10 protein-coding genes are annotated in these 11,109 nt (G+C 75.5%); 6 read left to right on the top strand and 4 right to left on the bottom strand.

Going from position 1 to position 11,109, the window contains the following annotated elements; all coding sequences use genetic code 11:
- Positions 1-133: 133 nt before the first annotated feature.
- Both ACFWEK_RS12440 and mnmA read left to right on the top strand, forming a co-directional pair.
- The gene (locus ACFWEK_RS12440; RefSeq protein WP_430554247.1) at positions 134-1,327 is read left to right on the top strand and encodes a cysteine desulfurase family protein; all 1,194 of its coding nucleotides are present in this window, start codon (positions 134-136) and stop codon (positions 1,325-1,327) included.
- Positions 1,324-2,475, top strand: coding sequence for a tRNA 2-thiouridine(34) synthase MnmA (gene mnmA / locus ACFWEK_RS12435; protein WP_430554246.1), 1,152 nt, complete (start codon positions 1,324-1,326; stop codon positions 2,473-2,475). Before ACFWEK_RS12440 ends, mnmA begins: the two co-directional genes overlap by 4 nt.
- On the opposite strand, the gene ACFWEK_RS12430 is transcribed toward mnmA, so the two are convergent.
- Together ACFWEK_RS12430 and ACFWEK_RS12425 are read right to left on the bottom strand one after the other, a co-directional pair.
- Positions 2,472-3,941, bottom strand: a complete 1,470-nt coding sequence (locus tag ACFWEK_RS12430; protein ID WP_430554245.1) for a dihydrolipoyl dehydrogenase family protein — start codon at positions 3,939-3,941, stop codon at positions 2,472-2,474. The genes mnmA and ACFWEK_RS12430 overlap by 4 nt on opposite strands.
- Positions 3,938-4,507 carry a hypothetical protein gene (locus ACFWEK_RS12425; protein ID WP_430554244.1) on the bottom strand — a complete coding sequence of 190 codons (570 nt, stop codon included), beginning with the start codon at positions 4,505-4,507 and terminating at the stop codon, positions 3,938-3,940. The genes ACFWEK_RS12430 and ACFWEK_RS12425 overlap by 4 nt, the downstream gene beginning before the upstream one ends.
- A gap of 120 nt (positions 4,508-4,627) precedes the next feature.
- Between ACFWEK_RS12425 and ACFWEK_RS12420 the strand changes: the two genes are divergently transcribed.
- Positions 4,628-5,194 (top strand): TetR/AcrR family transcriptional regulator, encoded by a 567-nt coding sequence (locus ACFWEK_RS12420; RefSeq protein WP_430554243.1) that lies wholly within the window; start codon positions 4,628-4,630, stop codon positions 5,192-5,194.
- 23 nt (positions 5,195-5,217) lie between these two features.
- On the opposite strand, the gene ACFWEK_RS12415 is transcribed toward ACFWEK_RS12420, so the two are convergent.
- Both ACFWEK_RS12415 and ACFWEK_RS12410 read right to left on the bottom strand, forming a co-directional pair.
- Positions 5,218-6,030 (bottom strand): TrmH family RNA methyltransferase, encoded by an 813-nt coding sequence (locus tag ACFWEK_RS12415; protein ID WP_430547538.1) that lies wholly within the window; start codon positions 6,028-6,030, stop codon positions 5,218-5,220.
- Between the two features lie 30 nt (positions 6,031-6,060).
- Positions 6,061-6,555: an ester cyclase gene (locus tag ACFWEK_RS12410; protein WP_430554242.1), complete on the bottom strand. Its 495-nt coding sequence runs from the start codon at positions 6,553-6,555 to the stop codon at positions 6,061-6,063.
- Between the two features lie 155 nt (positions 6,556-6,710).
- On the opposite strand from ACFWEK_RS12410, the gene ACFWEK_RS12405 reads away from it, so the two are divergent.
- From ACFWEK_RS12405 to ACFWEK_RS12395, 3 genes are all read left to right on the top strand, one after another.
- Complete coding sequence (locus tag ACFWEK_RS12405) at positions 6,711-7,760, top strand: hypothetical protein (protein WP_430554241.1); 1,050 nt, start codon at positions 6,711-6,713, stop codon at positions 7,758-7,760.
- A 196-nt stretch (positions 7,761-7,956) separates the two neighbouring features.
- Positions 7,957-8,703, top strand: coding sequence for an HAD family hydrolase (locus ACFWEK_RS12400; RefSeq protein ID WP_430554240.1), 747 nt, complete (start codon positions 7,957-7,959; stop codon positions 8,701-8,703).
- On the top strand, positions 8,700-11,109 hold a 2,410-nt coding region (locus ACFWEK_RS12395), incomplete at its 3' end, for a glycoside hydrolase family 65 protein (protein WP_430554239.1). The genes ACFWEK_RS12400 and ACFWEK_RS12395, both read left to right, overlap by 4 nt.

Below are 11,109 nucleotides of genomic sequence, written 5' to 3'. Positions count from 1 at the left end.
GATCCTCATTCCGCCCGAATGAGGATCAAGTCAGCACGCTCGTTGCCGAGCCGGGGAGTTCGTAGACTGGGGGACCGTGACCACCCCCGAGGCGCCCGCCGGTGCCTACCTCGACCACGCCGCCACGACCCCCATGTCGCGGGCGGCGCTCGAGGCGTACGTGGCGGAGGCCGGCCGGACCGGCAACGCGAGCTCGCTGCACTCCGCGGGGCGCGCGGCGCGACGGGCCGTCGAGGAGTCGCGCGAGTCCGTCGCCGCGTCGCTGGGCTCGCGGCCCAGCGAGGTGATCTTCACCGGCGGGGGCACCGAGTCCGACAACCTCGCCATCAAGGGGATCTTCTGGGGCCGGCGCCGCACGGACCCGCGCCGCACCCGCGTGCTGGTGTCCGCCGTCGAGCACCACGCGGTGCTCGACCCGGCGTTCTGGCTCGCGGGGCACGCGGGCGCGGAGATCGTGCTGCTCCCCGTGGACGGCGACGGCCGGCTCGACCTCGCGGCCCTGCGCGCCGAGCTGACGGAGCACGGCGACGAGGTCGCGCTCGTCTCGGTGATGTGGGCCAACAACGAGGTGGGCACGCTGCAGCCGGTGCGCGACGTCGTGCGGCTCGCGCACCAACACGGCGTCCCCGTGCACACCGACGCGGTGCAGGCCGTGGGCCAGGTCGAGGTCGACTTCGCGGCCTCGGGCGTCGACGCGATGACGGTGACGGCGCACAAGCTCGGCGGGCCGATCGGCGTGGGCGCGCTGCTCGCCCGCCGCGACCTGCCGCTCGAGGCGGTGCTGCACGGCGGCGGCCAGGAGCGCGGGGTGCGCTCCGGCACGCTCGACGTGCCCGCGATCCGGTCGTTCGCCGTCGCGCTCGCGGAGACCGTCGCCGCCCGGCCCGAGCGCGCGGCGGCCCTCGGCGCCCTGCGCGACCGGCTCGTCGCGGGCGTGCGCGCCGTCGACCCGGAGGCGGTGCTGCGCGGCCCCGACCCGGCGTCGGGCCCGACCGCCGGCGACGGCGCCGCCGCGCGGCTCCCGGCCAACGCGCACTTCACGTTCCCCGGAGCCGAGGGCGACTCGCTGCTCTACCTGCTGGACTCCGCGGGCGTGCAGGCCTCCACCGGGTCGGCGTGCCAGGCGGGCGTGCCGCAGCCGTCGCACGTGCTGCTCGCGATGGGCGTGCCGGAGCTCGACGCCCGCGGCGCGCTGCGCTTCTCGCTCGGCGCGACGTCGACCGCCGAGGACGTCGACCGCCTCGTCGCCGCGCTGCCCCAGGTGGTCGAGCGGGCCCGCGCGGCGGGCCTCGTGTCCGCGCCGGCCGGGGCGGGGGGCACGGCATGAGGGTGCTGGCCGCCATGTCGGGCGGCGTGGACTCGGCCGTCGCCGCGGCCCTCGCCGTGGAGGCGGGGCACGACGTGGTCGGCGTGCACATGGCGCTGAGCCGCAACCGCGACCAGTTCCGCACGGGTTCGCGCGGCTGCTGCTCCATCGAGGACGCGGGCGACGCGCGCCGCGCCGCGGACGTGCTCGGCATCCCGTACTACGTCTGGGACCTCTCGGAAACGTTCGAGCAGACCGTCGTCGCCGACTTCCTGCGAGAGTACTCGGCCGGTCGCACCCCGAACCCGTGCGTGCGCTGCAACGAGCACATCAAGTTCGAGGCGCTCCTCGACAAGGCCACGGCCCTCGGGTTCGACGCCGTCGCCACCGGCCACTACGCGCGGGTCGTGACGCGCGAGGCCCCCGACGGCACCGTGACCCGCGAGCTGCACCGGTCGCCGAACGACGAGAAGGACCAGTCCTACGTGCTGGCCGTGATGGGGCCGGACCGGCTGGCGCGCGCGATGTTCCCGCTCGGCGGCTTCGCCTCCAAGGCCGAGGTGCGCGCGGAGGCCGAGCGGCGCGGCCTGTCCGTGAGCGCCAAGCCGGACTCCTACGACATCTGCTTCGTGGCCGACGGCGACACCCGCGGCTTCCTGCGCGACCGGCTCGGCTCCCGCCCGGGGGAGGTCGTCGACACCGACGGCGCCGTCGTCGGCGAGCACGACGGCGCGTACGCGTTCACGGTCGGCCAGCGCAAGGGCCTGGGCCTCGGCCGTCCCGCCGCCGACGGGCGCGCGCGGTACGTGGTGGACGTGCAGACGTCGACCAACACCGTCGTGGTCGGGCCGGCCGAGCTGCTCAGCGTGGACCGGATCGGCGCCGGGAAGGCCGTCTGGCTCGCCCCTCCGCCCGCCGCCTGGGTCGACGACGTCGAGGTGCAGGTCCGCGCCCACGGCGCGCCGGTGCCCGCGCGGGTGCGCGCGACGACCGGCACGCCGGGGCAGGACGGGGCCGTGGCCGACGACGGCGTACCCGGCATGGAGCTGCACCTCACCGGCACCCCGCTGCGCGGCGTCGCCGCCGGCCAGTCGGTGGTCGTCTACCGCGGCACGCAGGTGCTCGGCCAGGCGACGGTGGCCGACGCCTGGCGCGGGCGGGGCGGCTAGGCGGCCCCGGCGACCACCGGGACCGCGTCCCGCCCGTACGCCTCGAGGAGCCGCAGCCAGACCTCGCTGACGGTCGGGTACGCGGGGACGGCGTGCCACAACCGGTCGAGCGGCACCTCGCCGGCGACGGCGACCGTCGCGGCGTGCAGCAGCTCGCCGACGTCGGGGCCCACGGCGGTGAAGCCGACGAGCACCTGCCGGTCCTCGTCGACGACCATGGCGGCCCGTCCCGTGTAGCCGTCGGCGTGCAGGGCGGCGCCGGCGACGGACCCGAGGTCGTGCTCGACGGTGCGGACGCGGAGTCCCGCCGCCGCCGCGGAGGCGGAGGTGTGCCCGACGGTCGCGACCTCCGGGTCGGTGAAGACGACCTGCGGCACGGCCCGCAGGTCGGCCGTGGCGGCATGCCGGCCCCAGGGGGACAGGTCGACCGCGGCGCCGCGGGCCCGGGCGACGATCGTGTCGCCCACGGCCCGGGCCTGGTACTTGCCCTGGTGGGTCAGCAGCGCGCGGCGGTTGACGTCGCCGGCGGCGTAGAGCCACCCGTCGCCCACCGGGGCGCCGTCGGGGCCGAGGACGCGCAGGGAGTCGTCCACGCGCAGCCAGTCGCCGGGGGCGAGCCCGAACCGGTCCAGGCCGAGGTCGTCGGTGCGCGGCCGACGGCCCGTCGCGACCAGCACCTCGTCGGCCTCGACGGCGGAGCCGTCGGCGAGGACGAGGCGCACGACCCCCTGAGCGTCGCGGTGGGCGCGCACGGGCTCGGTCCGGAGGTGCTGCACGACGCCCGCCGCCTTCAGCGACCGGGCCACGAGGTCGCTCGCGAACGGCTCCACGGCGGGCAGCAGCCCGTCCCGGGCCACGAGGGTGACCTGTGCCCCGAGGGCCGCGTACGCCGTCGCCATCTCGGCGCCGACGACGCCGCCGCCGACGATCGCGAGCCGCGCGGGCACGGCCGGCGCCGCGGCGGCCTCCCTGCTGGTCCACGGGGCGACGTCGGCCAGCCCGGGGATCGCCGGCAGCCGGGCGCTGCTGCCCGTGGCGACCACCACCGCGTGCCGCGCCTCGAGGGTGGCCGCCGACCCGTCGGCGCCGGTCACCTCGACCGTGCGGGCGCCTGCGATCCGCCCGGTCCCGCGGACGAGGGCGATGCCGGCCCGCTCCAGCCAGGCGACCTGTCCGCCGTCGTCCCAGCGGGCGGCGAACTCGTCGCGGCGCCGCAGCACGGCCGCCGGGTCGAGCTCGCCGGTCACGGCGGCGCGCGCCCCGGGCAGGCTCCGGGCGGCGCGCAGCGCGGCGGCGTCCCGCAGGAGAGCCTTGGTCGGCATGCAGGCCCAGTAGGAGCACTCCCCGCCGACGAGCTCGCGCTCCACGACGGCGGCCGTGAGGCCGCCCTGCACCACGCGGTCGGCGACGTTCTCCCCGACCGGTCCGGCACCGACGACGACGACGTCGTAGACGGCCGCGGTCATCGTGCGGCCCTCGCGACGCGGTGCAGCCGCAGCGCCGAGACGAGGAAGAAGATGCCGCCGAGGGTCGCGTACCCGGCGAGCGAGGTCAGCGCCGCGTCCGGGCCGCCCGCCATCATGACGAACCCGCCGCCGGCGAGCACGGAGATGCCGCCGCTGAGGATCATGGCCCACTGGCCCCCGAGCCGGTAGCGGCGGACGGCGACGACCAGCTGCACGATCCCGGCGGTGATCGCCCAGGCGCCCCAGACGCGCAGCACGGCGGGGATGCCGGAGGTGACGGCGAGGCCGAGGGCGGCGGCGGTCAGCAGGCTGAGGGCGACGTTCACCCGGAGGCCGACGGCGGGGCGCGCGGCATTCGAGGCCCGCAGGTCCACGACCGCCGCGGCGACGTCGAACAGCGGGTACAGCACGAGCAGCGCCGTGGTCACCGGGCCGATGCTCGACGCGGTGACGACAAGCAGCACCGCCCAGACGACGGCGAAGCCGAACCGGACGAGGTAGAGGTTCCGCAGTGCGGTGGCAGGAGTGGCGGCGGTGGCGGTGGGGGGTTCCACGGTGGTGGTCATGGCTCATTCCTTCGAGAGGGACGGAGGTAGACTGACTAGTCACTCTACTGAGCTGGACCGTACACAGGGCCGGACGTCGAGCGCAAGGGGAAGGCCGGTGGCCGGGCAAGGAGGACACGTATGATCGCGACCGTGCAGGGGTCCGTACGAGAGCGCCTGGTCGAGGCGGCGAACGAGTTGTTCTACGCGCACGGGCTGCGGGCCGTGAGCGTCGACAAGGTCATCGACCGCGCCGGGACCACGAAGGTGACCTTCTACCGGCACTTCAAGAGCAAGGACGACCTGGTGGTCGCCTATCTCGAGCACCGGGCGGCGCTCGAGCGCGAGGGGGTGGACGCCGCGATCGAGCAGGGGCGCGGCGACGTCGACGCCACCCTGCGCCTGCTCGCGGACGGCACCGGGGCCGTCGCGTGCAGCCCCGGGTTCCGCGGCTGCCCGTTCATCAACGCCGCCGCGGAGTACCCGGACGCCGCCAGCCCCGTCCGCCGGGCTGTCGACACCCACCGTCGGTGGTGGGAGGACGCCTTCGCGCGACTGGTCGCCCCGCTCGCCCCGGCCGACCCCGCCGCCGTCGCCGAGGACCTCATGCTCCTGCGCGACGGTGTCATGGTCGCGGGCTACCTCGGGGACCCCGCCCGGGTCGCCGACTCGTTCCTGCGCGGCTGCCGCGCCGTCGTGCGCCCCTGACCGCCCGGCCGGCCGTGGCGGGCTCAGCCCCGCGCGAGCCGCTGCCGGTGGGCCTCGTACAGCACGATCGACGCGGCGTTCGAGGCGTTGAGCGAGCTCGCCGACCCGGCCATGGGGATCGCCACGGTGACGTCGGCGGCCTCGCGCCACCCCCTCGACAGCCCGGCGGTCTCGTTGCCGACGGCGAGCAGCACCGGGCCCGTGAGGTCGACGTCGGCGGGCGCGGCGTCGCCGTCCTCGTCGGTCGCGACGACGGTCACCGGGCGCCCGGCGGCACGGTGCGCGGCCAGCCAGTCCATGACCTCGCCGTGCGAGGCCGCCCGGACGACGGGCAGCGCGAAGAGGGAGCCGGTGGTCGCGCGCACGGCCTTCGGGTCGTAGGGGTCGGCGGCGTGCCCCGTGACGACGAGGCCGTCGGCGCCGAACGCGTCGGCGGACCGCACGACCGCGCCGACGTTGCCCGGCTGGGTGGGGCGGTCGAAGACGACGCCCAGGAACGACGGCCCCACCGGGACCCGCGCCAGGTCGTCGGCGGGCATCGCGACCACGGCCAGCAGCTCGCTGGCGCCCTCGTCCTTCTCGGCGAGCTCGGCGAGCAGGTCGGGGGACATCGCGATCGTCTCGGCGCCCGTGGCCTGCAGCATCTCCTGGGCCCACGACGACAGCCGGCGGTCGGTCTCGTGCAGCAGCGTGCGCACCTGCCAGCCGTGCTCGACCGCCATCGTGATCGGGCGCACGCCCTGCACCAGGAACTCCCCGGCGCGACCTCGCTTGGTGCGGTTCGTGAGCAGCGTCTGCAGCTGCTGGAAACGGGCGTTGCGCACGGTGATCCGCATGGGCGCAGTCTCCCACGGCGGCGGTGGCGCTCAGCGACGCAGTTCGTGCTCCCACCACACCTGGTCGCGCATGACCCAGTGCTCGGCCTCGAGCCCGTCCGCGACGCGCACCAGGTGCATCTCGCGCACGGTGAAGCGCCGGTGCGAGGGCGCGACGCCGAGGAAGAACCCCGCGTGCAGGGCGCTGAACGCGACGTGCAGCGACACCAGGTCGCCCTCGGTGACGGCGTGCAGCACCTCGACTCGCTGCTCGTCGAACGCGTCGTGGAACCAGTGCATGGTGGCGACGAGCGCGTCGGGGCCGCCGGCGCAGCCCGGCAGCACGTCGTGGTTGCGGAACCCGGGCGCGAGCTGGCGCCGCAGCACCGCCTCCGCGCCCGACGGCATGGCGTTGGCGTGCACACGCATCGCGACCGCCCGCGGGGTGGACAGCACGGTCGACGACCCGCCCGAGGGGTGCGCGAGCGGTGACGTGGGGGCCCGGCCCGCGGATGCCGCGGGCGCCTGGTCGAGGATGACGGACATCGGGACTCCTTCGTCGGACCGTTACCGTGCTCCTACCCTTCGAGAGCGGCGACCGGCCGTGCCATGACGGGGTGGGAGAGGTGACATCGGGTGACATCGGGCGACAGCGTGGCGGACGTCGTGGGCGAGCGGCCGGCCGGAGCGGGGGCGGACGCGTGACGGCGGTCTCCGGGCACGGCCCGTGGCCCGGCGGCGCGCGCGACGAGCTCGTGGCGCAGCAGACCGTGCTGGACGACCTGGCGTCCCTGCCGACCGGCGTCGACCCGGTCCCGTTCCTCGCCCAGCTCACCGGTCGCGGGCCGGGGGCCGACGCCGTCGGCCGGACGGCGGCGCTGCTGGCGGAGATGCCGGTCGAGCTGGGCCCGCACGGCTGGAAGCTGACCGACCACCCCGGCGCCGACCTGCGCCGCGCGGAGTCGCTGCTTCGCGAGGACCTGTCCGCGCTGGCGGTGGCGGCCGTGGGGCACGACGGCCCGCTCGCCGTCGAGCTCACCGGCCCGTGGACCCTCGCCGCCCAGCTGTGGTCGGCGCGCGGCGACCGCGTCCTGGCCGACGCCGGCGCGCGCCGCGACCTGTCGCTCGCGCTGGCCGAGGCGGTCCGGCGGCACCTGGCGGACGTGCGCGCCCAGGTCCCCGGCGCGACGCCGGTCGTGCAGCTCACCGAGCCCCTGCTGGGCCAGGTGCACGCGGGCGTGCTGCCCAGCTTCTCCGGCTACTCCCGCCTGCGGGCGGTGCCCGGGCCGGACGTCGTCGAGGGGCTGCGGCCCGTCGTCGACGCCGCGCACGAGGCCGGTGCCCGCGTCGTCGTGCACCTCGGCGCGACCTGGGTGGGCGTGCCGCCCGTGGCGCTCGCCGGGGCGGACGCCGTCGGGCTGGACCTCGCCGACGTCGGCGGCGCAGGGGAGGCGGCGGGCTGGAACGAGCGCGCCTGGGAGCTGCTCGCCCGCGCGACCGAGCGGGGCATGGGCCTGTGGGCCGGGCTGCCGCCCGCCACGGTCTCGCAGTGCTCCGGGCCGCAGCTCGGCGAGCTCGTCCGCCTGGTCGCCGAGCCGTGGCGCCGGATCGGGCTGCCCGCGGCCGGGCTGGCCGACGTGACGCTCCTCGCCGCGCCGCGACGGAGCCTCGCCGACGTCGACACCCGTCGCGCGGAGCTGGCGAACCTCGGGCGGGTGGCGGAGGCGCTCGCGGAGCGGGCCGCCGCCTGACCGTGCCGGACCGGAGCTGCGCTGACCCGGCCTGAGCGGGACCGAACCGGGACGGTCGTGGGACCGATCCGCGAAGATCTCACCGAGGCGCGGCGCGTGCTCCCGGAGCGCCCCCGTGACTGCGTAGGCTGAACCCCGGCGTCGGCCCGCAGGGGGCACGGTGCCCGCACCCGACCCCGACCCGCGAAGGACGCCCGTGACCAGCCTCCGAGCCGTGCTGTTCGACCTCGACGGCGTGCTCACCCCGACCGCCGAGGTGCACATGCGGGCGTGGGAACGCCTGTTCGCGCCCTACTGCGAGGCCCGCGGCCTCGCGCCGTACACGTCCGCGGACTACTTCGCGCACATCGACGGCAAGCCGCGGTACGACGGCGTGGCGACGTTCCTCGCCTCGCGCGGCGTCGAGCTGCCGCGCGGCACCGCCGACGACGCGCCCGGGGAGGACACCGTGTGCGCGCTCGGCAACCGCAAGGACGCGATCGTCAACCGGATGTTCGACGAGGAGGGCATCGCCCCCTACCCGGGCTCGGTGCGTTTCCTCGACGCCGTGACGGCCGTGGGCGCGCAGGTCGCCGTCGTCTCGTCGTCGCGCAACACGCCCGCCGTGCTCGCCGCGGCCGGGCTCACCGAGCGGTTCGAGGTCGTCGTGGACGGCAACGTCGCGGCGCGCGAGCACCTGCCGGGCAAGCCCGCGCCGGACACGTACCTCCGCGCCGCCGAGCTGCTCGGCGTCCCGGCCGCCGAGGCGGTCGTCGTGGAGGACGCCCTGTCCGGCGTGCAGGCCGGCGCGGCCGGGCCCTTCGGCCTGGTGCTCGGCGTCGACCGCGGCGTCGGGGCGCAGGCGCTCGCCGCGCACGGCGCCGACCGCGTCGTCGCCGACCTGGGCGAGCTGGACGCGTCGATCCTGGACGAGCCCGCCGACCGGCAGGAGGGTCGGGCATGATCCGCCGCACCGCCGACGAGCAGCGGTCCGTGGACCGCCTGCGCTTCCCCGCCGAGCCGTGGCGCCTGGTGGAGGCCGAGTTCTCCGCGGAGGACCTCGGGGTCACCGAGTCCCTCTTCGCGGTGGGGAACGGCTACCTCGGGATGCGCGGCAACGTCGAGGAGGGACGCGAGTCCCACTCGCACGGCACGTTCGTCAACGGCTTCCACGAGACGTGGCCCATCCGGCACGCCGAGGAGGCGTACGGCTTCGCCAAGGTCGGCCAGACCATCGTCAACGCCCCGGACACCAAGGTGATCCGGCTGTACGTGGACGACGAGCCGCTGCTGCTGCCGGTGGCCGACCTCATCGACTACGAGCGTGCGCTCGACCTGCGCGACGGCGTCCTGCGCCGCGAGATCCTGTGGCGCACGCCGTCGGGCAAGCGGGTCAAGGTGGCCTCGGAGCGCATGGTGTCGTTCGTCGAGCGGCACCTGGGCGTCATGACGTTCGAGGTCACGCTGCTCGACGCCGACGGGCCGGTGGCGATCTCGTCGCAGATCCTCAACCGGCAGGACGGGCAGGACGAGTACCACGTGCCCGCCGCGTCGCTGGGGGAGGGCTTCGACCCCCGCAAGGCGGAGGCGTTCGCCGGCCGGGTGCTGCAGCCGCAGACCCGGTGGGGCGACGACGAGCGGCTCGTGCTGTCGTACCGCTGCACCAACTCGGGCATGACGCTCGCCGTCGCGGCCGACCACCGCCTGGAGACCGTGGACGAGTGGGACGTGCGCACGCAGGTCGACGACGACCTCGCCAAGCACGTGTTCCGCGTCGACGCGAAGGCGGGGCACACCATCCGCCTCACCAAGGTGGTCACGTACCACACGTCCCGCGGCGTCCCCACGCGCGAGCTCGTCGACCGGTGCCGCCGCACCCTGGACCGGGTGCGCGCCGGCGGCATCGAGGAGCAGTTCACGCACCAGCGCACCTGGCTGGACGACTACTGGGCCCGGTCGGACGTCGAGATCGAGGGGCGCCCGGAGATCCAGCAGGCGGTGCGCTGGAACCTGTTCCAGCTCGCCCAGGCGACCGCGCGGGCCGAGGGCTCCGGCGTCCCCGCCAAGGGCCTGACCGGCAGCGGCTACTCGGGCCACTACTTCTGGGACACAGAGATCTACGTGCTCCCGTTCCTCACGTACACGAGCCCGCGGTACGCCCGCAACGCCCTGCGGTTCCGCTACCAGATGCTCGACGCCGCGCGGCGCCGCGCCAAGGAGCTGTCGCAGAAGGGCGCCCTGTTCCCGTGGCGCACCATCAACGGCGAGGAGGCGTCCGCCTACTACGCGGCGGGCACCGCGCAGTACCACATCGACGCGGACATCAGCTTCGCCCTGGTGCAGTACGTGCGCGCCACGGGCGACACGGACTTCCTGCGCCGCGAGGCGGTGGACGTGCTCGTCGAGACGGCGCGCATGTGGGAGGACCTCGGCTTCTGGCGCGCCAACGGCGACGACAACTTCCACATCCACGGGGTGACCGGCCCCGACGAGTACACGACCGTGGTGAACGACAACCTGTTCACCAACGTCATGGCGCGGTTCAACCTGCGGGCCGCGGCGTTCGTCGTGGAGGCGATGCGCGAGGACTTCCCGGAGGACTACGCGCGCCTCGCGGACCGCCTGTCCCTGGGCGTGCACGAGACCACCGAGTGGACCCGGGCCGCCGACCACATGTCGATCCCGTACGCGGAGAGCATCGGCATCCACCCGCAGGACTCCCACTTCCTCGAGCGGGAGATCTGGGACCTGGCCGCGACGCCGGTGACCAAGCGCCCGCTGCTGCTGCACTACCACCCGCTGGTGATCTACCGGTACCAGGTGCTCAAGCAGGCGGACGTGGTGCTGGCGCTGTTCCTGCAGGGGCAGCACTTCTCGGCCGAGCAGAAGCTGGCCGACTTCGAGTACTACGACCCGCTGACCACCGGCGACTCGACGCTGTCCGGCGTCGTGCAGTCGATCGTCGCGGCCGAGGTCGGGTACCACGAGCTCGCGCTCGAGTACTTCGTGTCCTCGCTGCTCGTGGACCTGGCGAACCTGCACGACAACGCGGCCGACGGCGTCCACGTGGCGTCGGCGGGCGGCACCTGGTCGGCGCTCGCGTTCGGCTTCGGCGGCATGCGGGACCACGACGGCGTGCTGTCGTTCGACCCGCGCCTCCCGCAGGGCTGGGAGGCCCTGACCTTCCGCGTGCAGTGGCAGGGGTCGCGCCTGCGCGTCACGGTGCGGACGGACGAGCTCGAGCTCGTCGCCGAGACCGGCGAGGGCGCGAAGGTCTTCGTGCGGGGCGAGCAGGTGGCGGTCACCGCGGACGAGCCGGTCGTCGTCGCCCTCGACGGACAGGGCCCGGTGCGGCCGGGGCGTCCCAGCC

Source organism: Isoptericola sp. NPDC060257 (genome assembly GCF_042726645.1).
In the GTDB taxonomy this organism is placed as follows: Bacteria; Actinomycetota; Actinomycetes; order Actinomycetales; family Cellulomonadaceae; genus Isoptericola; species Isoptericola nanjingensis.
The sequence above is the reverse complement of the archived record's forward strand: the minus strand, read 5'-3'. Positions and strand labels throughout refer to the sequence as shown.